This window comes from Bacillus sp. 7884-1, assembly GCF_002272245.1.
Taxonomy (GTDB): domain Bacteria; phylum Bacillota; class Bacilli; order Bacillales; family Cytobacillaceae; genus Neobacillus.
Window position 1 is genome coordinate 25645 of record NZ_NPDD01000035.1, and the last position, 23998, is coordinate 49642.

Below are 23998 nucleotides of genomic sequence, written 5' to 3' on the forward strand. Positions count from 1 at the left end.
TCCATTTCATTCGTTTATAGGAGGGGATTATATGCAAGACCGTATTCCATTTGTAGTTTCTAAAACTGAATCCTTTTATGACAAGCTAAGTGAATGGATTGGTGACTTATTTTATGATATTTTACCCGAAGCTGGGTTTGAATTGCGTGATGAACAAATCTTTATGGCCTTTCAGCTGGAGAAAGCATTCAAGGATAAAAAAATTATGTTTGCTGAAGCAGGAGTTGGTACAGGTAAAACAATTGTTTACCTTCTCTACGCTATTATGTATGCCAGATACACAAATAGACCAGCAATCATTGCCTGTGCAGATGAAACATTAATTGAACAGCTAGTGAAAAAAGAAGGTGACATTGCCAAGCTTGAGAAAGTGCTCGGGCTCAATATTGATGTTCGTTTGGCAAAGTCGAGGGACCAATACCTTTGCTTAAAAAAGCTCGATTATGTTAGGCATGAGGACTTTAATGATGATATAGCTGGAATATATGAGGAATTACCAGATTTTGTTCATAGTGATGGCTCGATGCAAAGGTTTGAAAGATATGGCGACCGCCGGGATTATCCTACATTGTCCGATGATACTTGGGGAAAGATTAACTGGGATATGGTTCAGGATTGTTTTTCTTGCGAAAAAAGACACCGTTGCGGTCTTACATTAAATCGTGATTTTTACCGACATTCAAAGGACTTAATCATTTGTTCTCATGACTTTTATATGGAGCATATTTGGACAAAGGAGTCGCGTAAGAGGGAAGGGCAGCTCCCGTTATTGCCTGACCACTCTTCTGTGGTATTTGACGAAGGACATTTACTTGAGTACGCGGCACAGAAAGCCTTAAGCTATCGTTTCACCGATTCAACACTAGAGACCTTACTTACTAGGCTAATGGAAAATGAAGTGCGTGAAAAAACACTCTATACCATTGAGGAAGCTCTTTTAGACAATGATAAGTTCTTTAGTGCAATATCACAGTATTCTGTCCCATCAGAAGGATCAGAAAAACAAATGATTACTATGAATCCATCTCTAATCAAATATGGTACAACTCTGTTAAATCGACTTCAAGCAATTGAGGAAGAGCTTGTCTTTGAAAGTGAATTGTATGTAATTAATGAATATGACTTGAAAATTGTTGAGGAATATTTAGAGCAAATTACTTACTCGTTATCGTTATTCCTTAAAGAAATGAACGGGATTACTTGGTTTGAGGAAAAGGGATATGAACGGACACTTGTCATCATGCCTAAAATGGTTGAAGAAGTCATGAGGGACGAAGTCTTCATACAGAAAAAACCGTTTATCTTTTCATCTGCAACACTGTCGAACCAAAAGAAATTTGACTATATTGCCAATAGCTTGGGGATTAAAGAGTTTTTATCTTTTTCTGTGGATTCGCCTTTTGATTACCAGGAAAAAATGGAAGTATTTATACCGAAATTTAATCAAAATTCGATGGAAGCTAAGATTGACTATTGTATAAATAAGATTGTTCAAACTGAGGGCAGGGCACTTATTCTGTTAAACAATCAAAATGAATTAAAGAGTCTTAAACAAAGGCTTTCGGGAACAGTTCCATACCCAGTGTACTTTGAGGGGGATGAAGAAATAAGCACGCTCGTTTCAAAGTTTCAAAATGAAGAGCATGCTATTCTTTGCACCATCCATTTATGGGAAGGTTTAGATATTCCAGGCAGATCATTAGAAAATGTGTTGATATTTTCCTTGCCATTCCCTCCAAATGATCCAGTGTTTACGGCAAAAAGGAATGGTGTTGCTAACTCATTTGAAGAAGTGGATTTACCATATATGCTGCTTCGATTACGCCAGGGCATTGGCCGATTAATTAGAAGTGAAAACGATCGGGGCAGTGTTCATATCATGCTGGATGAAGATATAAATGCAGCATTGTTGCAGAAAATTAAAGATGTTCTCCCTACAGAGGCAGTTGAAGTATAATAAAAAGGGTCAGCACCGGTGGCTGACCTTTTGCTTATCTTCCTAATAACCGAAGTCCTTCTGGAGTCATTTTCTCAGGTGACCACGCAGGTTCCCAGACAAGATTTACATCCACATTTCTAGTTTCTTCTATCCCTTGAACAGCGTAGCGAACGCCAGTAGTAATGCTATCGTGAAGTGGACAACCAGGTGTTGTTAACGTCATCGTAACATCTACATCGTTTTCTTCTTTAACTTCCACATTATAAATTAAACCCAGGTCAACAACATTAATATTTAACTCAGGGTCATATACACTTTTTAATGCTTCTATTACTTTTTCTTTTAAGTTCATCCTAAACACCTCGTTATTTTTTTAGAACGCTCAGAATACTTAACGCAATGATGATAAATACAATCGAAAGAACAAATTGGCCAATATTAAAGAGTAGAATACTTTTAAAGAGGATAGAAAAAAACACAGATAATACAGATACTACAAATAAGGTAAATAAGGGAACAACTATCTTTTCATTCATCATATCTTTTAAAGAAGGGACTGCATTTTTCCCAATTTCCTTACTGTATTTAAAAGTCCACCATAAAAATGGAACAATTTTATATAAATATCCTGTAATGCTAAGGACGATCCATAGCATTAAGTAAAGGTATACGAACGGGCCAATAAGATTTGAAAATTGCTCACTCCATAAAGCGATGAAGGCTGCTAGGTGGACGATGTTTCCTAAACCAATGGCAACAATAGAAAACGAGAATGGCTTATCGAGCTTCTTTTTTAACCTTTTTTTTATGATAATAGAGATATGCCAGCTGAAAATAGAGAATCCAGCTAGTAGTAAGAAAAATCCAGCTTTTAGTAAAATGTCATTACTAGTAAAAAATGATAGTAACATAATCACAAGACCGGAAATATATAAACCATATACATATCGTGCTTGTACCATTGGGAATCCGTGTGATAAAGAAAACATAGGAACCATCTTATAAGAAAAACCGAAAATTAATAGTGTAAACCAGCCAGTTACCCCCATTAAAAGATGGCTTTTAAAAATTGCTTGATAGTACTCAGACGCAAAACCTGTTTGAAGAGAATAAATTAATGTTATTCCTAAGAATATCGTCAAGAATAAGCAAACGAGAGCGCTGCCGACAAAAGCAGTCAGGATATTCGGTTTTGCCTGTTTTCTTAATGTCATAAACATTTGAAATAAGAACATTAAGATACCAAGCAACATGAGAATACCTGGTAGTAATGCGTTTTGTGGCGATATATATAACATCCAAGAAAAAGAAGCAATTCCTATTGCAGTAACAAAAAATTGGATAAATCCAAATTTCTCATTCCATATTTTTGTTAAGAAAGCAACGGGAACCAGCTGATACATCGCACCCATCGCGACCATTAGCGCCCAGCCCAAGATGAGTAAATGGGCAGCAGACCAGATAGCCGGTATGCGGAAGCTGCCATTCACGAGCATTTGTCCATTTACTAACACCAGAATTTGTGATAACACAATGGCGATTAAACTAAAAATGATAAATGAGATAGGAAGCTTAATATTAGTTTCATTTCCCGTAGATTGAGCGAGCATTCTATTTCACCTTCTTAGCGGAAGATTTCAATTTTAAAGCTTCCGTCGTTTTGTGGTTCTGTACGCTGCTTGTAGCCAAGTTCCTCTAGCTGCTCATATAGGAACATGGGTCTTCTATCATTAATAATCGTTAAGACTGCACCTTGTTCTAAATTCTCCAAGGCTGCAAGTGTTCTCATCATCGGCTGTGGCGGTTCTAACCCTCGATTATCAAGTATCATATTGAATCACCTTCTTTATGGAATTATGAATTCTTAGTGAAGGTAACTTTCCAATGCTTCGTATCGATTTCCTCGGCCTCATGGGTAAAGCCTTTTGCTTTTAATACAGTGAATAGTGGTACAGGCTTGAATGGAGCATGGAGGATAAAGATATCATTATCTTTCACTTCTTTAATAGCTTCCATAATTTTTTGGAAAGGTTCAATCTTATTCTTTAAATCTTCCCTAACATCTAGCTCAATAATCTTCTGTTCCATTTTTAACAACTCCCTGATTGATTTTATTAATAGAATAATTCCTGTTCCAGTGCTTCACGGTCGATTAAATAGAGTCCATCTTCGCGCTGGTTAATATAATTTTTCTTTTTTAAATGGTTAATCGTCCTGCTGACTGTTTCTCTTGAAGTGCCAATCATGTTTGCCAGCTCACGATTTGTAAATTGTGTTGTTAGCTGATACCTGCTGCCAACCTGTTCACCGTTTGACTGGCAAAGTCTAATAAGAAGTAATACGATTTGTTCAAAGGTGTTATGGAGGACTTGCGCCTCTAATCTGCCTTGAAGGTCGACAATTTTCTCTCCTAGCACTTTAAAAAGCTTTATGCAGAGTTCAGGATTAGCAATAAGCGTTTCTTGAAATTTGTCAATTGGGATGACAATAAGATTTGCTTCTTCTAAAACCTCCGCATGTGCAGGAAAGTTTCCTTCCCGGAAAAATCCAGCATGTGGGAACATCTCACCAGGTTCAAGTATGGAAACAATTTGTTCCTTCCCGGAAAAATCTGTTTTATAGATTTTTATTTTTCCAGAATGGATAAAAAATACCCGGTCAAGTGGATCATCCTGCATAAATACATACATCTTCTGCTTATAAAAGCGAGTCAAGGCAATTTTTATGAAAGGCTCTAGCTCTTCATCAGATAATTCTTTGAATAGGGGGACATCTGATAATCTTTTGTTTATGTCCTCTTGCTTCATTAACATCACCTTCGTATTAGTAATTCTTAATTACCTTCATTTTAGCAGTGATTGAAGAACAAATATGTGACCTCCATCATAGATAGCAAGTTTCCTTGAAAATAATTCTCAATAAAAAGATCCGCAAGATTTAATCTTGCGGATCTTTTTCATGGCGAGATTCGTCGAAGCATTCAAAGCAATACATCTTTCGGTCATCAGATTGTACGCCGTTAAAGAAGCCATCTAAACAATAAATTTCTTTTGAGCAGGTCGTGCAATAGCCAACCAATTCTTTCATTCTATTTTTCTCCTTTCATTAACTATTAGCGAAATCATCCTGTAGGTGTGATAGTTAGCACTATGGCGAGAATACAAATTTTCTATAATAAAAAAGAAGTTAGCAAATTAAAAGGAGTGAAAATGGATGCAAACTTACGCAACGGTTATTCATGTACCAGATTATCCACCACGTGAAAAACATTCAACTATATTTAAAGGCTTTGACGAATTGAATTCTGGTGAATTTATGCAAATTGTAAATGACCATGACCCAAGACCACTTCAGTATCAATTTATGATGGAAAGACCTGAACAATTTTCTTGGGAATACCTTGAAGAAGGTCCAGAGGTTTGGAAAGTATCTATCGGTAAAAAGTAATCGGGTTCTCTGACCCTCGAGTACGAACATACTTAACTTCTCCAAACCATTTTTACTTAACTTTTTTATTTTTCAGGAAACATCCTCTTCCCCTAAATTTTATTTTACAACAGAATTTTATTCTGTTGTTTTTTTATTCTAAGATTTTCAGAAAAATATGATAAAATACAAATGGTTATAAAAAAGGGGGATTTAGTATGAGCCTGACGCCAAAGCAAGTTGAAAAGAAGTTTTTAGAATATGTAAAGAAAATGAGCGCATACAATGAGGCACTTGGATTGATTTATTGGGACCTGCGGACTGGAGCTCCGAAGCAAGGTATGGATCAACGATCTGAAGTAATTGGAATGCTTTCATCTGAGGTTTTTAAAATGTCCACATCGGAAGATATGGCAGCATACATAGCAACACTATCTAAAAATGAACTATCCGAAACCACACGTAAAATTCTTGAGGAATGTAAAAAAGAATACGAACGCAACAAAAAAATTCCTGCGGATGAATACAAGGAATATGTCATTCTACAGTCCAAGGCAGAATCTGTCTGGGAGGAGGCAAAAGAAAAGTCAGATTTTAATCTGTTCAGACCTTACCTTGAGAAGCTGGTAGAAACGACGAAGAGGTTCATCAATTATTGGGGTTATACAGGAAATAGCTACGATGTCCTGCTTGATTTATATGAACCCGGTATGACCGTAGAAGTCCTTGATCAGGTATTTGGCGATTTAAGGGAGAAAATTGTTCCTTTGGTCAAACAGATTGCTGACTCACCAAATAAGCCGAGGACTGAGTTTCTTTTTAAACACTTTAATAAGGAAAACCAGCGTGCATTAAGTTTAAAAATACTTGGGAAAATGGGTTACAACTTTGATGCAGGCAGACTTGATGAAACTGTTCATCCCTTCGCTACTGGGTTAAATCCAGGTGATGTCCGGGTAACAACAAACTATGATGAACAGGATTTCCGTACAGCTGTCTTCGGTACTATTCACGAAGGCGGGCATGCATTATACGAACAAAATATTTCAAGAGAATTGATTGGAACTCCTTTATGTACGGGAACATCAATGGGTATACATGAATCTCAATCTCTTTTTTATGAAAATATTGTCGGACGCAGTTTTTCATTTTGGAAAAATAATTACGAGCTATTAAAGACATATGCAACCGGTCAGTTTGACGACGTTTCAATTGAAGAATTCTACAGGGGAATAAATGAATCGAAGCCTTCGCTAATTAGAATCGAAGCAGATGAATTAACCTATCCTCTCCACATTATTATTCGTTATGAAATTGAAAAGGGTCTTTTTAATGGTGAGATAGTAGTTAAGAACCTTCCGCGGGTTTGGAATAAATTATATCAAGAATATTTAGGGATTACTCCAGAAAATGACGCTAAAGGCGTATTGCAGGATGTTCACTGGGCAGGAGGCAGCTTTGGATATTTCCCATCTTATGCACTAGGATACATGTACGCTGCTCAATTTAAGCATAAAATGCTTGAGAATCTGCCGAACTTTGATCAACTGTTAGAAGAAGGAGATTTACTGCCAATCAAAGAATGGCTGAACAAAAATATTCACCAATATGGTAAACAGAAGAAACCATTAGAAATCCTTCAAGATGTAACGGGTGAAGGTCTGAATGCTCAATATCTAGTTGATTATTTGTACGATAAATATGGTAAGGTCTACCAACTAAAATAATGATAAAGAGGGGAAGGGAGAAATTAATGCCCTTCTTCTTTATTTAATAAGGTGTGTGAGGGATGGGGAAATTAGGTCCAATTATTCTTATTGCAATCAGTGCGATTATGTGGGGAATCATAGCAGTTTTTGTTAGGAAACTGTCAAGCTTAGGTTTTACTCCAATGGAGATTGTTACAATTAGAGTGGTAACAGCCGTTCTATTACTAGGAATTATCGGTTTGCTAAAGTATCCGGGACAAATGAAGATACATTTACGAGACAGCAAATACTTTATCGGAACAGGGATATTTAGTATTGTATTGTTTAATTGGTGCTATTTCTCTTCGATAAATCAACTTAGTCTATCATTTGCCGTTATTTTACTTTATACGGCACCTACTTTTGTAGTTGTTCTTTCTTATTTGTTTTTAAAGGAAAGTATGGATGCTTTGAAAATAATTTCAGTGATTGGGACTTTGATAGGCTGTACATTTATCGTTGGAATTAATTTGATGGAAACACCTTCAATGAATCTAGCAGGGATATTAACAGGTCTAGGAGCAGGCTTCGGTTACGCTCTGTACACTATATTTGGTAAATTTGCTTTAGTAAAGTATCGCCCATTCACTGTTACTTTTTACACATTCTTCGTTGCTTCCATTACTTTACTTCTCTTTACAGATCTTTTTGAAAAAGGAAGTATGCTATTAAGCAGTGAAGCCATTCTTTACGGAATAGGGTTAGGCCTATTTCCAACCGTTCTAGCATACTTATTCTATACAAAGGGACTAGAGAAAATGGAAGGCAGCAAAGCATCTATTATCGCGACTGTGGAACCTGTTGCTGCAACGTTACTAAGTGTTTTCTTCTACAAAGAAGACTTTGGGGTTCTGCAATTTATTGGAACTGCTATTATTCTATTATCAGTTATTCTAATAAATTTGCCGAAAACATTCTTTAAAATAAACAACAAAAAAAGGCTTCAGTATTAATGAAGCCTTTTTCGTTATTTTCGTATTTGTTACCAGGAACCCCAAGTTTTAAATCCTGGTGAGCCTGGTGGGGCATTTTGAATCATATCGATAAACGGTATAGTGTATGCGAATAGAATTAGGGCTGCTGTGATACCAAGCCATAATTTCCAGTTTTCAAAGAGCATTGGTGCTTTTTCATCAAGATTTTCAGCTTCACCTACAGGGAATTCTTCTTCTCCTTTAGGTGCAAAGAACGCAAGATTAACAAAGATGATAATCATTAATATGATTCCAATGAATAGAATCGATCCACCTACGGCTTGTGCAATTTGGTAAGGAATCCATTCCATTGCTTGCGCTGAATCTCCATAAGTTGAGTAGGCAGAGCGTCTTGGGCCGCCGAGAAGTCCTTGGAAGTGCATAGCACCTGACATAAAGGCCATTCCGATAAACCAAACCCAACCTTGTATAATAGCTAATTTGTTCATTGCTTTCGTTAATATACGTCCAGTTAAATGAGGAACAAGCCAAAAGGTAATTCCAAAGAACGTCAAAACAACAGAGGTTGCAGCAGTTAAATGGAAGTGACCTGTTACCCAAATCGTATTATGAACGACTTGGTTCATTTGGTTTGAAGCGTTGATAATACCGCCTGCACCCGCAGGGATAAAGCTTGCCATCCCAATAAATGGAACGGTAAAACGAGCATCTTTCCAAGGTAAAACCTTGAACCAGCCAAAAAGTCCAGTTGCTCCTTTAGAGCGGCCAAATCGCTCAAACGTTGCAAACAATGAAAATGCAGTCATTAATGATGGAATGATTACCATAAAGGTTAGAATTACCTGTAAAAACTTCCAAGCTGGGTCAATACCAGGCTCAGTTAATTGATGGTGGAATCCAACCGGAATGGAAAATAGCAAAAATAGAATAAAGGATAGACGTGCTAAAGAATCTGAAAAAATCTTTCCGCCAATAATTTTTGGAATGATTGCATACCAGCACATATAAGCTGGAAGTAACCAGAAATACACGAGCGGATGTCCGAAATACCAGAACAAGGTACGGCTGACTAACACATCTACTGTATCTACTAATCCAAGAGACCAAGGCAGTAACTGGAATAAGACAGTTGCCGCTACTCCAAGTGATGCAACAATCCACATTACTGTATTAATAATAGCCATAAAGCTTAACAGCGGGCTTGGTTTACCAGGGTTTTCCCTGCGCCATCTAGCATAAGTCATAATTTGTGCTGCTCCATCAAGCCAGCTGCCGATAACAACAAATGTCATACCTAAGTAAAAAATCCAATGTGCTTTTAACGGTGCATAGAAAGTGTAAAGAACAGAAGCTTCTTTAAGTAGTACCATTGTAGCAGCCATAATTGTTCCTAGCGTCATTACCCAGAAGCCAAACCAGCCAATCCTGCGTGCTGCTGGAGAATGAGTTCCTGCTGTACGGCTGACAGCAGCATATTGAAATCCCATAATAAAGAACGTTGTCAAAACAAGCCCCATTAAGACACCATGTACGGTTAAAATTTGATAATAATCAATACCCCATGGAAGCTCAAATTTGCCCGAGCGGACCAGGGTTTGGAGTAATCCCATTAAACCGCCTAGTGTAAGAGCAATAAAGGCAACATAAAAGTGTGCCATCGCAAGCTTTCCATCACGTGGATCAACTTTTAATTTTGATGTTTGGCTAGACATTATTTAACCACCTTTATCTTAGAACTCATTAAATGGTGACCGGTACCGCAGTACTCGTTACAAACCACTAAATATTCGCCTTCTTTATCAAACGTTGTAACAATCTCATTTATGTAGCCTGGTTCAAGCATCATATTGATATTTGTTCCGGCAACTTGGAATCCATGAATAACATCCTTCGTTGTTGCCATTACTTTTACTTTCGCTCCTAATGGAACCTCGACTTCAAGTGGATTATAGGAGAAAGCTGAAGCAACATAAACTAATTCATAATCCCATTCTTTTCCTTCAACTTTGTTTAATCCAGGTTTATCAAAGGGTGCCTGAGTATCAATCTTTTCTGGATCTATAGTAGTTAAGCAGCTTGGCGGCTTGTTACCTAAGTAAAAAGCGCTTACTCCTACAACTGATAAGAAAACAACAAGAGCGCCGATTCCGAAGATAAGCCAAATTTTTTCAAACTTATGCATATGCATGGTTTTTTCCCCTTTCTCTCTTTAAGGCTCTTTTCTTAAACATTCTTGCTTTATGGAACAATTGTCCTAAGTTTCACGAGAAATTAGAAATTAGAAATTAGATAAATCTATTAAGAAAAGAGCTACCAACTAAATTCTAAAGCGCAAAATAACTATTTCCACGTTAAAATCGGCCTTAGGATTTTAACAACAACTTTACGAAAACAGTCATGCATTAAAAACGATCTAAGAACAAGAAATAGACACTTACCCATGTGACAACTAAAAAGATTCCCAAAAAGAAAACGGACGCCATTGTCCCTTTAAGAGAAGAGCTGTCTTCAATTTCTGTTTTTTTGTTTGTTTTCAGTTCCGCTTTCGCCATCCCCCTTGCACTCCCTTCAGAAAAAATTAATTAAATAATAAGTTCTCTTTCATAATACAAAACAATTGTGAAGAAAAAATAACAAATTTGACAGTTCACAAAATGTTCATTCCTTAGGTAACTACTATGTTAATAGTAATAAACTGATATAACAGTGATTTATATCACAATAGTTGTAGGGGAGTTGTGACTAAACTGTGAACTATCACTTAATACCTGTGATAAAAGTAATTGATTATGACTGTCATGATGAAAAAAGCTTGTTTTATTAACGATTGTCACAATTTTGAAACTTTTAAATAGAATGGAATAGATGCAACAGAATTTTGAGAAGCGAGCGTGTTATTGATGGAAAAATATTATTGTGAACCATGCCGTCTCCTCTATGATCAAATGGAATATTGTAAAGTCTGTGGGTCCTTAGCTGATAAAAAGATAAAAATTGAAGTTCAAGCCCAATCGAAAAAACAGTAAAGATTACAAAGCGCTAAGTCAGGCGCTTTTATTTTTTGAAAACTAAAATTGGAAAAGTTTTCGTAATGATTAGTTGCAGCATCTCAGTTATAATCAAGGAGCACAACAACAACAACCTTCAAAACGTTGGCTTCCCTCTAGCAGGGAAGCTTTTTTTTTGTACATACATCTCCTTTTTTTGGTAAAAATACCATTACCTACATTGGAGGAGAAAAACATAATGCCAACAATTCTTTCAGTAGCAGAAGCAGTTCCTGAATTTGAAATAAAACAAGAGCGAGCGGTAGACTTCGCCAGAGAACTTTTTTCAGATAGTTTTAAGGATATCGAAAGACTTCTTAAAGCTTTTCAAAATGGACAAATTGAAAAACGGCACATCGTCAAGGAGATTGACTGGTATAAAGAAGACCGTTCATTTGCGGAAAAAAACAGTGCCTATATTAAATCTGCAGTAACCCTGGGAATGCAGGCGATTGTGAACTGCCTTGAAAATGAGACATTTTTGACCAGAAAGATTAACTGCGATGAAATCGATGCGATTTTCTATATCTCAACAACAGGGATGGCAACTCCGAGTATCGAAGCTAGAATTATGAATCTTTTGCCATTCCGTGAACACACCAAAAGAATTCCCATTTGGGGTCTAGGCTGTGCTGGGGGAGCATCTGGATTATCGAGGGCATTTGAATATTGCACTGCATTTCCGGACGCCTTGGTTGTGGTGCTTTCAGTTGAACTCTGCAGCTTAACCTTTCAACGAAATGACTATTCAAAAAGTAACCTAATTGGAACGTCACTTTTTGCTGATGGGGTTGCCTGTGCATTGATTTGTGGAAATGAAGTAAACATTAATGAATTAAGTGCTAAAAAGACTGCACCAGCCATCATTGATACTCAATCTACGTTAATGCCTGACTCATTAGATGTAATGGGCTGGGATATAAGGGATCAAGGATTATTCGTGGTGTTCTCCCGAGATATCCCCAGTATCATAGAGGAGTGGCTAAAACCTAATGTAAGTAAATTTTTAACTCAGAATAAGCTGGAGCTGGCTGAGATTGCCCATTTTATTGCCCATCCTGGCGGAAAAAAGGTTATTGATGCCTATATTAAATCATTAGGGATACCACATACGATGACCGACATTTCACTTGATGTTTTAAAGCAATATGGAAACATGTCGTCGGCAACGATTCTATATGTTCTTAGAAGGTATATGGATTTAGGTGGTGAAGCAGGGACATATGGACTCTGCACGGCGCTTGGCCCGGGATTTAGTTCTGAATTACTATTACTGAAATGGGGGTAAACGATGATTCTTTTTTTTATATTTATTTCAGTTTTAATTATTCAACGTTTACTTGAGTTAGGAATTGCCCGAAGAAATGAAAAGTGGATGAAAGAGCGAGGGGCGATAGAATTTGGTATGAAGCATTATCAATTTATCGTGCTGATGCATTCTTTGTTTTTTGTTGTTTTCCTTTTTGAAAAAGTTGCCTTTTCTCGTGAGTTATCATCTTTTTGGCCATTGTTAGCAGGAGTATTTGTATGTGCGCAGCTGATCAGAGTGTGGGCGATTTCGTCGCTTGGACGTTATTGGAATACAAAAATCATCGTTTTACCAAATGTTGAGGTCGTCAGAAAAGGGCCATACAGGTTTATCAAACATCCCAATTATTTAGTTGTCTCCATTGAACTCTTGGTTGTACCCTTGATGTTCGATGCATACGTAACAGCTTGCTTGTTTACGCTATTAAATGTGCTTATGCTGTCAATCCGCATACCCGCTGAGGAAAAGGCGCTGCAGGAGCTAACTGAATATGAAGGAAGCTTTGAAAGCTGTAATCGCTTTTTGCCAAAATTGTTAAATAAATATGACAATTAACTAATCTATGTTGAAAATGATTATCATCTGTGATATTCTAATTTTAAAGAAGAATGAAAATCATTCTCACTTCAATTGAGCGGATAGGAAGGTGTATCTTATGGCTTTTGCATTTGTAGGTGGAACGGTAATCATATACGCATTTGTCATGAAGCACGTCTTAAAAAACGTAACACGTTAAGAGAAGAGAATATAACATTGAGCCATGGAGGAATCCTTGGCTTTTTCTTTTGTTTTTAAATGAAAATGGTATCTCAGTAATCGAAGCCAAGCTGAAAAAGTGAATAGGTTAACTATAGAGGGCTTATAGTGACCTGGCGAAGCAGGAAAAATGAATAGGGTAATTATGGAGGGTTCATAGTGACCGAAGCTAAGCTGGATAAATCATTTGGGTAGCTATAGAGGGCTTATAGTGACCGAAGCGAAGTTGTAAAATGGATATAGTAACTATAGAGGGTCAATAATGACCAAAGGGATTCTGGAAAATGAATAAGGTAACTATAGATTGCTTGAGCGACCGAATCATCACTGAAGAATGAAAAAAGGTCACTATAGAACTTCTACAATGACCTACATGAGGAAATCTGAATTACTTGTAATAAGTGTACTTTCCTCTGCAATAAACCTTATAATGTTTCTGTAATATCCGCCTAATCTGTTTCTTAGATTCAATCACCTTACACCACTCATAGATCAAATTGGTGGTAATTTTTATATCTGGAAAGAGAAGCTGTAACTCCTTCACAGACCGTAGTATACCATCCTCGACACTTTCAACACAGCCACATACGCTGCACACAATTTTAGTCTCCCCTGCCTTAACTGAAAAGGAATGGCATGACATACAGGTTTTTCCTTTTTTTAATTGATCATAATAATAAGGGGGGACTCGGGTGTAGGGAGAACCTAGTTTATGTTCCATAACTAAATAGTCAGCTAGTTTATAGTGATCTTCGTTTAGTATAGAGGCTCTCGCATTGAATTCGTCCAAGTATTTAGCGAGCTGTTTGGGATATATTATAGGCTTGTCCAATGGTGCTTGATAGAGGGTGAATGCTGGGTTAACAAAGAAGACATTTGATTTTATGGAGATAGAGTAATTTATCTTTTGGAAAACCTGCTGAAGTAAGGTGTCACTTCTTTCTATTTGATCCAGCGGATTCTGAATCACTGTATCATTCATTACATAGAACTGATCGGATTTATAATAATAATCTCCCTCGTAATTTTTCACTTCACAAGGAAAATGGGTGCCTTGGCCAATAAGAAAGGAATCTATTTGGAAATTTGTTGAGTTTGTCTCTAGCCGCAAATCATTTAATACTAAAAACTTTTTTGGATCCAGCCTCTCATCAGTTAATTGATCAAACATCACCTCACCCTTGTAACCTTTTTCTAGGTACAAATAGATTTTTTTCTCTTTGCTGGGTAAAACCATGCGAATGTTTAAGGATCTAAACAACTTTAATTCCTCTGACTCGATACGTTCTTTATAAGCCATATTCCACATCCTTACCATGTAATAATACAATAGTACCTGAGCGGAAAAAATAATACGTGAATATTATGTTAACAAATTAAGTTTTCACAATAGGAAAAGTTTGAATTATCGTATAAAATATAAAATATTACAAAGTTGTGAACAAGGGGAAGAAATCATGGTGCAAACGGCAAATAAGCAAGAAACCATTTCATCACTTAAAAATAAGATCCTTGCTTTATATGAATGTCTTATTGAACAAGGTGATACTGAGAACGCAGAAAAAACAAAACAGCTAGCGAAGAAACTACAGAACCGTGAGTTTATGATTGCTTTTTGTGGTCACTTTTCAGCTGGAAAGTCAACGATGATTAACAAAGTGGTCGGCGAGAACTTGCTGCCATCAAGCCCGATTCCCACCAGTGCGAACCTCGTAAAGGTAAAATCAGGTGAGGAATATGCGAAGGTTTTTTTCAAAAATGAGAAGCCACGGGTGTACTTAGCACCATATGATTATGAATTAGTAAAGAAATACTGCAAGGATGGCGATCAAATTGAGGAAATCGAAATCAGCCATGCAGACTCCCAGTTACCTGGAAATACGGTTATTATGGATACACCAGGAATTGATTCAGCAGATGATGCACACAGGGTGGCAACCGAATCTGCAATCCACCTTGCTGACATAGTTTTGTACGTGATGGATTATAACCACGTCCAAGCAGAGTTGAATTTTTTATTCACAAAGGAATTGACCGAAGCAGGGAAAGAAGTTTATCTCGTTATTAACCAAGTAGATAAGCATAAGGAAGAGGAGCTATCGTTTCGCCATTTTCAAGAAAGTGTCCAAAATTCTTTTGGTGCATGGGGAGTTAAGCCGGCACGAATCTTTTATACTTCCTTAAAGTTTCAAGACCATAAACTGAATGAATTTAATGAATTGAAAGCTTTTATCGCCCAGAAGTTGCAGATTAAGGATCAACTTTTACAGCAATCCATTTTTCATTCTCTGAAAAAAATTGCGGCAGACTATCTAGACCAAGATCGCAATAAAAGGGAAGAAGTACTTCAGCCAGTTTTTGATTTGTTAAATGAACTTCCTGAGGAAGAAAAACAGGAACTAACACAAACCTATCAATCCATCAGTGCAAACCTTCAGACCCTTGAAAGAGGGGTCGAGGAAACAGAAAAAGAATTGGATAAAGAGATAGCGAAAATCTTGAACAATGCCTATTTGATGCCATTTCAAACAAGAGAATTAGCTGAGGCATTTCTTGAAGCAGCACAGCCGGAGTTTAAGGTAGGCTTTCTCTTTTCAAAACAAAAAACGTTAGAAGAAAAGAATGCTCGTCTTGATCGGCTTTACCAGGACCTGTCAGAGAAAACGAAATCACAGCTTGAATGGCATTTACGTGAATATTTGATTGCTATCCTAAAGAACAACAGTTTAGATGACCAAGAGCTTCAAAAAAAGGCTCAATCTTTTTCAATCAATGTTCCAATTGAATTGATCGTACAAACAATTAAACAAGGAGCAAGGTTATCTGGTGAATATGTACTTCACTACACAGAGGACTTGGCGACTGGTATCAAAAAAATAGCAAGAGAAGGTATTTTAGATTTTAAACAGGCACTCATGCCAGTATTAGCAGCAAAAACAAAAAAGGTAACACAAATGTATCAAGAAGAGTTCAAGAATATGGAACAATACGTAGGTGCACTAACTGAAAAAGAAAATTTTGAAAAAGAAACAGCGGCAAAAGAGACAAAAATTGAGAAGCTGCTAAGTGAAGCAACAGAAAACCAAACCGATGAGTATTTGCTATTCCAGCAAGAGGAGGAAGAAGCTGAAGTCGTTTATGGCCATTCCATACCGGAGCCAGAAACACTTCAAAAGAAATTGCCGGTAACCAAGGTAAAAACGAATGTAACGAAGGAAACCGAAACAGACAAAGCAAGAAGCCAGTTACAAAGTATGGTTTCCCGTTTAAATCAGTCTGCCAAGCTAATCGATAACCTGCCAGGTTTTCAAAAGCTGGCAAAAGAATTAGAGGATAAAGCAGATCGATTAGCGCACAAAGGATTTACGGTTGCTCTATTTGGTGCCTTTAGTGCGGGTAAATCTTCCTTTGCTAATGCACTTATGGGTGAAAAGGTACTGCCAGTATCACCTAATCCAACAACTGCAGCCATTAATAAAATTAAGCCTGTAACCGAAACCTATCAGCATGGAACGGTGCTCGTTAAATTTAAAGAAGCCAACGCGATGCTTGAGGATGTAAACCGTTCATTGAAATTATTTGACCTGCAAAGTCCTACTTTAGAAGCTGCGTCGAGCGAAATTGATAAGGTTATGCTTGAAAAAGGGCAGGAAGGTGTTGCGGAAAAGACACACTATGCATTTTTACAAGCATTTAAAAAGGGCTTCCTCTTACATGGAAAGCAGCTCGGAACTGTTTTAGAAACGGACCTAAACGAATTTGCTGATTTCGTAGCGCTAGAAGAGAAGTCGTGCTTTGTAGAATGGATTGAGCTTTACTATGATTGTGAACTGACTCGCAAAGGGATTACACTCGTTGATACCCCAGGGGCGGATTCAATCAATGCCCGCCATACTGGAGTAGCATTTGATTATATTAAAAATTCAGATGCTATCTTGTTTGTTACGTATTATAACCATGCCTTTTCAAAAGCGGATCGAGAGTTTTTAATCCAGCTTGGCCGCGTGAAAGAGTCCTTCCAGCTAGATAAAATGTTCTTTATTATTAATGCGATTGACTTAGCTGAAAATGAGGAAGAGAAGGAAACTGTTGAGGAATATGTAACAGAACAATTAATTAAATATGGAATTCGGAAACCACACCTTTATCCATTATCTAGTTTGTTAGCGTTAAAAGAAAAAGTAGAACCAGACATAGATGAAAAGTCCGGAATGGGGGATTTTGAAGGGGATTTCTATCATTTTATTTCAAATGATTTAACTGAAATGGCCATCACCTCTGCTGGAAATGAATTAAATCGTGTCCAGGAGTTGGTTGGTAAACTAATTCAAAATTCGAAAGAAGACCAATCTGTAAAAGACCAAAAACGCACTGAAATAGAAAAACAAAAAGCCATGATTAAAGAATTGCTTGAAAAACAAACACCTGAAGCGCTGCAAAAACGTATGTCCCTAGAGAGTGAAGAACTCCTTTACTATATTAAACAAAGAGTATTCCTTCGCTTTGGTGACTTCTTTAAAGAGGCATTTAATCCTGCGACTTTAAGAGACGACGGAAGAAATTTAAAGAAAGCATTACAATCTGCTTTGGATGAGATGTTAGAAAGCCTAGGGTTCGATTTCGCTCAGGAGCTGAGAGCAACTACGGTCAGACTGGACTCTTTTGCACGAAAAGTGTTAACCGACTATCATACAGCGCTGTCTCGTAGTATGAAGGAAATTAATAAGGACTTATCATTTGCACCTTTTGAGATGAAGAATGATGGTGAGATTGAGTTTCCTTTAGCTTTTAGTCATCTAAATAATCAGCTGTTTACGAAAGCTCTGTCTTATTTTAAAAATCCAAAGTCCTTTTTTGAAAAAAATGAAAAGAAGTTTATGAGTGATGAGCTAAATACTGTTTTAAATGGCCCTGCAGATGATTATCTGAAATCTGAAGGTGAAAATTTAGCTGCCTTTTACTCTCGAATTTTGACTGGCCAATTCGAGGAATTAATAACCCAAATTGAAGAACAGGCAGACGATTTTTATTTGAGCCTTCTTACTGCATTAGTTGGGGGAGTCTCCATCGAGAAATTACAAGAAGTTTATCAAAAGTTGGAAGAGTCTAAGTACTAACTTAGTGGGGGATTTCTATGAATTATATTATCGACAAAGAATGGCTGCTAAAAAATTTCAAAGATCCTCATGTCCGTATTGTGGATTGCTCTTTTTCGTTAGCAGACCCTAAAAAAGGCAGACAGGAATATGATCAAAATCATATTCCTGGTGCCAGCTATTTTGATCTTGAGAAAGATTTATCGGGCGAAATTGGTGAACATGGGGGTCGACACCCATTGCCAAATTTACATGAGTTTATCGAAAAACTTGAACAAGCTGGTATTAATGAAAGTACAACGGTAATTGCCTATGATCAAGGGGAAGGTGCTTTTGCTGCAAGATTTTGGTGGCTTTTGCAATACCTTGGAAATGAAAAAGTGTTTGTATTGGATGGAGGCTTTAAAGGCTGGAATGAAGGGGATTACCCGGTTACATCAGAGGTGCCCGCTTTTAATAAGGCTGCATTTAAGCCAAATATTAATCATGACCTGCTCGCAAGTATGGAGGAAGTTAGGTCAGTGTCTGATGGACAAGATTCCAATAAAATCCTTATTGATTCTAGGGAAGAAAGACGATATTTAGGATTAGAGGAACCAATAGATAAAAAAGCTGGGCGTATTCCTGGGGCAATTAATAAACCATGGTTTGAAGGACTCGATGCTGGCTTTTATAAGCCTGCAGAAGTACAAAAACAACGTTTCTCAGGGATTAATCCTTCAAACGAAATCATTGTTTATTGCGGTTCAGGCGTTACAGCGGCACCAAATTATCTGGCATTAAAAGCAGCAGGGTTTGAAAAGGTAAAACTTTACTTGGGAAGTTTTAGCGATTGGATTTCCTATCCTGAAAACAAAATAGAATAGGTTTTTATGCTATAATAGAAATCTGTTGTTTTTAAATGATCGGAGGTCAATATATTGGAAAATCAAAAACCTTCACTTATGCTTGTTGATGGAATGGCGCTATTATTTCGTGCTTTTTATGCTACGGCTGTTTCAGGCCAGTTTATGATAAATTCAAAGGGAATTCCGACGAATGGAATTCACGGATTCATTAAACATTTATTTACTGCAGTTTCTTCTTTTAAACCATCCCATGTAGCAGTTTGCTGGGATATGGGCAGTAAAACATTTCGCTCTGAATTATTCGATGCCTATAAAGGGAATCGTGGTGAAGCACCAATCGAATTAATCCCTCAATTTGATTTAGTTAAAGATGTAGTGGCGGCTTTTGATATCCCTAACATTGGTTTAGCGGGCTATGAAGCAGATGACTGTATTGGAACGATTGCATATCAAGCAAGAGATCATGCACATGTTTCAATCCTAACAGGTGACCAAGATATCCTTCAGCTTCTAGATGAAAGAATCTCGGTTATTTTATTGAAAAAAGGCTATGGAAATTATCTTGTTCATACTCCTGATACCTTCTTTGAAGAAAAAGGTATTAAACCGCGACAAATGATTGATTTAAAGGCATTAATGGGGGACCCTAGCGACAATTATCCTGGAGTTAAGGGGATTGGGGAGAAAACGGCTCTGAAGCTCCTAAAGGAATTTGAGCATGTTGAAGGGATTATTTCTAATCTTGATCGTCTTTCTAAGTCTCACAAAACGAAAATTGAACAGGATTTAGAAATGCTTCATTTATCACGCCTGCTTGCGGAAATTAAATGTGATGTCCCAGTAAGCTGTGATTTACAAGAAGCTGGTCTTAAAATTGAAAAAGACAAAGCTTTAGACAAATTAAATGAATTAGAGCTTCGCGGCTTGCACCGTCTGCTTCCGCTTGAAGCATCCTTTATATCTTAAAATGTAAGGCTGTCCTAAAATAGGGCAGCCTTTTTCCATGCAATTATTTTGTATTTTTTTTCTTCTGTGCATTCTCTAATTTACTTTTCGGTTCCTCAGCAAATTCTGCATCTTGACCATATCCTTGAGGATTAACTCCCGGGGCTTTAACCCCACGATTAGTATGATGATTTTTATTTTTTCCCATTTCTCTTCACCTCCGTTAATAGTATGACCTCTTCGTATAATTAAAGTCATGGAACTTCAAAATAAGACAAGAGATGAGGGATTTGAATAAAGGTGTATATATCGCATTAGCAAGCATTGGCTCTAAAATGTATTCTTCTTTCTATTGAACAACTTTGCCCCCACCAATAAAGCGATATTGCAAGTGTGTTCCAGCAATTTTGTCAAAACGTACACCGCCTGTTTTTTGTGAAGCGGTATGAATCATTAAGCCATCACCTAAGTAAATTCCAACGTGTCCTACTGGTTGTGCCTTAACATTAATGCCAGCATAATCTTCTTTTCTATATCCTCTATATTTCATAAAGAAAAGCAAATCTCCACGTTTAGCTTCACTTAAAGTTGAAAATTTGCGCTTAGAAAACTTTTTCACATATTCCCATTGAGAAGCAGAAGTTTTTGGTAAATCCATTCCCAATGTGATTAAATGCACCCATCTTATATAATCGGAACAATCAAAAGTAGAAGGATTGTTTCGGTCAGAACCTAATTCATAAGGAGTACCATAATAATCCCAAGCTTTACCAATCACATTATTGATATAGCTTCCATTAATTGCTTTAACTTTTGGATTTATATAAGTCGGATGAAGAGAAGGGAATTGCCCAGAATGATGAACATTTTGTAAAATAAATTTACTATCAAATCCTTGTTCTTCCATACCTACTAAATCTTTTTTATCGGGTTTATTTTGAATTTGCTCAATAGAAGTATTTAAATTGGAATCTCCTACCATTAACAATTTGTCTTTCTCAATTATCTCGGGATTTACACCTAAATCATTTTGCATTTCATTCATTTCTTCTTTTGTAGGAAATTTATAACTTTCTTCTACTTCATCTTTTTTGCCAAAATTACAACCACTCAAAATGAAAGTTGTTATGATTAAAGTAGCTAGATATTTTTTCACATTTTCACTCCTATAAATGTTGAACAGAAAGTTTTTGTATTTGTTGTTCTATATCACTAAATCTCTTTAAATTGTATTTAACTTTACCTTAGCTTTTTCAATATATTCTTTTATGTTTTAATGACGCTTCGCAATCAACATCCGAACCAACAAAGGGAATTAAAACAATACGCACCCTATAAAAATTAATCCTTGTGGATTAACCCCAGGAGCCTTTACACCGCGATTAGCATGACCGTTTTTGCTCATCCTTCTCACCTCCCATTTTTTTAGTATTTCCACTCGGAATAATAAAACTCAACTTTCTAAACAATAAAGATAAGAGGTGATAAGTATGAACAAAGGTGTATATTTAGCTCTTTCCAGTATTGGTTTAGCACAGGGCTTAAAGATTCCCATTCACTATTATAAAAAGAAAGAGTGGCGCCCAGACCTCTTTTTCCAAACAGGTGGGATGCCAAGCTCCCACTCAGCGGGAGTTTCAACATTAACCACCTACATTGCTTTACAACGAGGGCTGCCAACATTTGATTTTGCGCTATCGCTGGTTTATGGATTAATTGTCATGTACGACGCCCAAGGGATACGGCGCCAAACAGGTGAACTCACTTTAAAAGTTAATTCCATGCATGATTTAATTGAAAAAGTGGATAAAGAAGAAAGTGTCGAATTTGAACAAGAATCTCCGAAAAAGTTAAAGGAAATGTTAGGTCATCAGCCTGAAGAAGTAATTGGCGGTGCGATTCTTGGGGCATTAGTCGGAGTAATTGGGCATTTATGCACAAAAAAGAGTAGAAAATTGTCGAAATTTAAGTTAAAATCTGATAGTAGATGGTTTTAAATTGCTTGGAGAGGGATGGAGAAGCCAGTGCGAACAACTGATGAGTACTTGCACTACCTAGAAGGAAAAGGATTTCAATTTCAAGAGGATGCTATTGGGTTTATTTATTTCGGAAAACACTATACAAATGCTTCCGATGAATTGATTAATTCCGCGATAGAGATTACATTAAAAGCCCAAAAAAGCTTTGATGGCAGCTTTTATGTGTCATTATTAGAAACCCTTGTTTCGAGCAAAATACAAACAAGAAATGCGGCCCTCAAGTTCGTTAAAGAAAGAGAACTAGTGGCAATATAAACAAGAATCCTCCCAAAACGGGAGGATTTTTGTTTAACCCTGAAAGCTCTTGTTTTTCTTAAGTGATGGAAATTTGTTTGCAGGAAGCTCTGCAAAAATCATCCCCGCGAAAATCAATATGCAGCCAAATAGCGCACTATATGATAAGCGTTCAGCGGCCCAATAATAACCGGCAATGGCCGCAAACACCGGTTCCATTGCAAAAATTAAAGCTACCCTTGTTGCAGTTGTATATTTTTGAAAATTTGTTTGAATCAAAAATGCTAAAGCGGTAGCAAAAATACTCGTAATGATCAACGCGATGATCACATTTTTAGAGAGCAAAATTTCTACGTTAAAGGATTTTCTCCAATCTTCAAATAGAAAGGCAGAAATAATGGATAAAATCGCTACAGTGGAAATCTGTATGACTGTTAACAATAAAGTTGGGTATTTGCTTGAGAACTTTCCCGTGAAAATAATTTGAAGGGCAAAGCTAATGGCACAAATGAACACAAAGCCATCTCCAATATTTAAAGAGGAAACGTCTGTCATCGTAAGCAGAAATAAACCGAAGGTCGCAATCGAAACCCCGATTACTGCATTCCTGCTCGGAAACTGTTTTAATAAAAACATTGAAAATAGTGGAACAAAGATCACACTCAGCCCCGTAATAAAGCCTGCTTTAGAAGTGGTTGTGTATAATAGGCCAATCGTTTGGGCCGCGTACCCAAGGAAAAGCCAAAAACCAATAAAAACACCTGAGGCAAACATTCTTATGTTTAGAAAAACTAGCTGCTTTCGTTCAAAGATAAAAAGCCATAATAATAGCATGAATGCTGCGGCTAGAAAACGGATTCCATTAAATGAAAAGGGTTCGAGCAGTCCAATCGCATTTTGAACAAGGACAAAAGTTGTACCCCAAATAAATGTAACAAAAAGTAAGCATATATCAGCAAAAATAGGCTTTTTCATGCTGCTTTACTCTTCCTCCAATGTATTTTTTCGGATTGCTAGGCGGGCCAATTCATCCGCTACTTTATTTTCGATGCTTGGAATCCACTTCATAAAAAATAAATCAAATTGTTTCGATAACTTTAATGCCTTTTCTAGAAGAGGAGCATAAAGTTTATTTTTTGCAAATTCCTTCTCAACAGCTTTATTGACTAATTCTGAATCCGTTCGAAAGGATACAACACTGTGGGAATACCCTTTTTCTAAGCAAAGCTCTAATGCTTTAATGAAGGCATGGTACTCAGCCTCGTGATTTGACATCATTCCGAGCGGGATTGAAAATTTTTCTGCTGATCCATTCCCTTTGATAAAGATTCCAGCACCGCTTGGTCCCGGGTTGCCAGCACTGGCACCGTCTATGTAGACTTCAATCATAGCAGACCCTCCAGTTTTCATAATAATTGAAAGTTTATCATAATCTAACACAAAACGCAGGAAATAAATTTTTCCTCTTTCTACTTTGTTGAAGTGGGTATGCTAAGACTAGATGTTTTAACATATTGTAAGAAAGTGCCAAACTTGAACTACCCCTCCTTAACACCCTAATGGGTTGTTTGACGAAGGGGATTCCTAAGAACACCAGTGTATCCACCAGTTATTGATTAGGCGATCCCCGCAGTACCTGCGGATAGAAGTCTTAAGGCTTCATTTTTAAGATTAAA

25 protein-coding genes are annotated in these 23998 nt (G+C 37.0%); 11 read left to right on the plus strand and 14 right to left on the minus strand.

Features of this window, described 5'->3' with window-relative positions:
• Positions 1 to 31: 31 nt before the first annotated feature.
• Positions 32 to 1957 carry an ATP-dependent DNA helicase gene (locus CHI06_RS05070; protein ID WP_095247341.1) on the plus strand — a complete coding sequence of 642 codons (1926 nt, stop codon included), beginning with the start codon at positions 32 to 34 and terminating at the stop codon, positions 1955 to 1957.
• Positions 1958 to 1991: 34 nt separating this feature from the next.
• On the opposite strand, the gene CHI06_RS05075 is transcribed toward CHI06_RS05070, so the two are convergent.
• The 6 genes from CHI06_RS05075 to CHI06_RS29650 form a co-directional block, all read right to left on the minus strand.
• The gene (locus CHI06_RS05075) at positions 1992 to 2291 is read right to left on the minus strand and encodes a metal-sulfur cluster assembly factor (protein ID WP_095247342.1); all 300 of its coding nucleotides are present in this window, start codon (positions 2289 to 2291) and stop codon (positions 1992 to 1994) included.
• Between the two features lie 13 nt (positions 2292 to 2304).
• Positions 2305 to 3549, minus strand: coding sequence for a hypothetical protein (locus CHI06_RS05080; protein ID WP_095247343.1), 1245 nt, complete (start codon positions 3547 to 3549; stop codon positions 2305 to 2307).
• 14 nt (positions 3550 to 3563) lie between these two features.
• Positions 3564 to 3770, minus strand: coding sequence for a DUF2249 domain-containing protein (locus CHI06_RS05085; RefSeq protein WP_095247344.1), 207 nt, complete (start codon positions 3768 to 3770; stop codon positions 3564 to 3566).
• A gap of 23 nt (positions 3771 to 3793) precedes the next feature.
• Positions 3794 to 4027, minus strand: coding sequence for a DUF2249 domain-containing protein (locus CHI06_RS05090; protein WP_095247345.1), 234 nt, complete (start codon positions 4025 to 4027; stop codon positions 3794 to 3796).
• 26 nt (positions 4028 to 4053) lie between these two features.
• Positions 4054 to 4746, minus strand: a complete 693-nt coding sequence (locus tag CHI06_RS05095; protein ID WP_095247346.1) for a Crp/Fnr family transcriptional regulator — start codon at positions 4744 to 4746, stop codon at positions 4054 to 4056.
• 130 nt (positions 4747 to 4876) lie between these two features.
• Positions 4877 to 5026 (minus strand): hypothetical protein, encoded by a 150-nt coding sequence (locus CHI06_RS29650; protein WP_179292534.1) that lies wholly within the window; start codon positions 5024 to 5026, stop codon positions 4877 to 4879.
• A 126-nt stretch (positions 5027 to 5152) separates the two neighbouring features.
• On the opposite strand from CHI06_RS29650, the gene CHI06_RS05100 reads away from it, so the two are divergent.
• From CHI06_RS05100 to CHI06_RS05110, 3 genes are all read left to right on the plus strand, one after another.
• Positions 5153 to 5386, plus strand: a complete 234-nt coding sequence (locus CHI06_RS05100; RefSeq protein ID WP_095247347.1) for a DUF2249 domain-containing protein — start codon at positions 5153 to 5155, stop codon at positions 5384 to 5386.
• A gap of 197 nt (positions 5387 to 5583) precedes the next feature.
• Entirely contained in the window at positions 5584 to 7092 is a 1509-nt protein-coding gene (locus CHI06_RS05105; protein WP_095247348.1) for a carboxypeptidase M32, read from the plus strand.
• A gap of 62 nt (positions 7093 to 7154) precedes the next feature.
• Positions 7155 to 8066: a DMT family transporter gene (locus tag CHI06_RS05110; RefSeq protein WP_095247349.1), complete on the plus strand. Its 912-nt coding sequence runs from the start codon at positions 7155 to 7157 to the stop codon at positions 8064 to 8066.
• 29 nt (positions 8067 to 8095) lie between these two features.
• Here CHI06_RS05110 and CHI06_RS05115 read toward each other — a convergent pair whose 3' ends face one another.
• From CHI06_RS05115 to CHI06_RS05125, 3 genes are all read right to left on the minus strand, one after another.
• Positions 8096 to 9760, minus strand: coding sequence for a b(o/a)3-type cytochrome-c oxidase subunit 1 (locus tag CHI06_RS05115; RefSeq protein ID WP_095247350.1), 1665 nt, complete (start codon positions 9758 to 9760; stop codon positions 8096 to 8098).
• Positions 9760 to 10236 carry a cytochrome c oxidase subunit II gene (locus CHI06_RS05120; RefSeq protein WP_095247351.1) on the minus strand — a complete coding sequence of 159 codons (477 nt, stop codon included), beginning with the start codon at positions 10234 to 10236 and terminating at the stop codon, positions 9760 to 9762. Before CHI06_RS05120 ends, CHI06_RS05115 begins: the two co-directional genes overlap by 1 nt.
• A gap of 214 nt (positions 10237 to 10450) precedes the next feature.
• Positions 10451 to 10600 carry a cytochrome c oxidase subunit 2A gene (locus CHI06_RS05125; protein WP_095247352.1) on the minus strand — a complete coding sequence of 50 codons (150 nt, stop codon included), beginning with the start codon at positions 10598 to 10600 and terminating at the stop codon, positions 10451 to 10453.
• 694 nt (positions 10601 to 11294) lie between these two features.
• On the opposite strand from CHI06_RS05125, the gene CHI06_RS05130 reads away from it, so the two are divergent.
• Together CHI06_RS05130 and CHI06_RS05135 are read left to right on the plus strand one after the other, a co-directional pair.
• Complete coding sequence (locus tag CHI06_RS05130) at positions 11295 to 12383, plus strand: type III polyketide synthase (RefSeq protein WP_095247353.1); 1089 nt, start codon at positions 11295 to 11297, stop codon at positions 12381 to 12383.
• A 6-nt stretch (positions 12384 to 12389) separates the two neighbouring features.
• A complete protein-coding gene (locus CHI06_RS05135) occupies positions 12390 to 12959 on the plus strand; it encodes an isoprenylcysteine carboxyl methyltransferase family protein (protein ID WP_095247364.1) in 570 nt (189 codons plus the stop codon).
• Between the two features lie 589 nt (positions 12960 to 13548).
• On the opposite strand, the gene CHI06_RS05140 is transcribed toward CHI06_RS05135, so the two are convergent.
• On the minus strand, positions 13549 to 14460 hold the full coding sequence (locus CHI06_RS05140) for a nuclease-related domain-containing protein (protein ID WP_095247354.1): 912 nt from the start codon (positions 14458 to 14460) through the stop codon (positions 13549 to 13551).
• Positions 14461 to 14617: 157 nt separating this feature from the next.
• On the opposite strand from CHI06_RS05140, the gene CHI06_RS05145 reads away from it, so the two are divergent.
• The 3 genes from CHI06_RS05145 to CHI06_RS05155 are packed head-to-tail and all read left to right on the plus strand — an operon-like array spanning position 14618 to position 20070.
• Complete coding sequence (locus tag CHI06_RS05145; RefSeq protein ID WP_095247355.1) at positions 14618 to 18277, plus strand: dynamin family protein; 3660 nt, start codon at positions 14618 to 14620, stop codon at positions 18275 to 18277.
• Positions 18278 to 18294: 17 nt separating this feature from the next.
• Complete coding sequence (locus tag CHI06_RS05150; RefSeq protein ID WP_095247356.1) at positions 18295 to 19122, plus strand: sulfurtransferase; 828 nt, start codon at positions 18295 to 18297, stop codon at positions 19120 to 19122.
• 54 nt (positions 19123 to 19176) lie between these two features.
• Positions 19177 to 20070 carry a 5'-3' exonuclease gene (locus tag CHI06_RS05155; RefSeq protein ID WP_095247357.1) on the plus strand — a complete coding sequence of 298 codons (894 nt, stop codon included), beginning with the start codon at positions 19177 to 19179 and terminating at the stop codon, positions 20068 to 20070.
• A 43-nt stretch (positions 20071 to 20113) separates the two neighbouring features.
• Here CHI06_RS05155 and sspL read toward each other — a convergent pair whose 3' ends face one another.
• Positions 20114 to 20257, minus strand: a complete 144-nt coding sequence (gene sspL / locus CHI06_RS05160; RefSeq protein ID WP_095247358.1) for a small, acid-soluble spore protein L — start codon at positions 20255 to 20257, stop codon at positions 20114 to 20116.
• Between the two features lie 141 nt (positions 20258 to 20398).
• A complete protein-coding gene (locus tag CHI06_RS05165) occupies positions 20399 to 21205 on the minus strand; it encodes a C40 family peptidase (RefSeq protein WP_095247359.1) in 807 nt (268 codons plus the stop codon).
• Positions 21206 to 21539: 334 nt separating this feature from the next.
• On the opposite strand from CHI06_RS05165, the gene CHI06_RS05170 reads away from it, so the two are divergent.
• Together CHI06_RS05170 and CHI06_RS05175 are read left to right on the plus strand one after the other, a co-directional pair.
• On the plus strand, positions 21540 to 22046 hold the full coding sequence (locus CHI06_RS05170; protein WP_095247360.1) for a divergent PAP2 family protein: 507 nt from the start codon (positions 21540 to 21542) through the stop codon (positions 22044 to 22046).
• Between the two features lie 27 nt (positions 22047 to 22073).
• The gene (locus CHI06_RS05175; RefSeq protein WP_095247365.1) at positions 22074 to 22343 is read left to right on the plus strand and encodes a DUF6123 family protein; all 270 of its coding nucleotides are present in this window, start codon (positions 22074 to 22076) and stop codon (positions 22341 to 22343) included.
• Positions 22344 to 22376: 33 nt separating this feature from the next.
• Here the strand turns inward: CHI06_RS05175 and CHI06_RS05180 are convergent, their stop codons facing one another.
• Positions 22377 to 23297, minus strand: a complete 921-nt coding sequence (locus CHI06_RS05180) for a DMT family transporter (RefSeq protein ID WP_095247361.1) — start codon at positions 23295 to 23297, stop codon at positions 22377 to 22379.
• Positions 23298 to 23303: 6 nt separating this feature from the next.
• Positions 23304 to 23711, minus strand: coding sequence for a reverse transcriptase-like protein (locus CHI06_RS05185; protein WP_095247362.1), 408 nt, complete (start codon positions 23709 to 23711; stop codon positions 23304 to 23306).
• Positions 23712 to 23998: the final 287 nt, after the last annotated feature.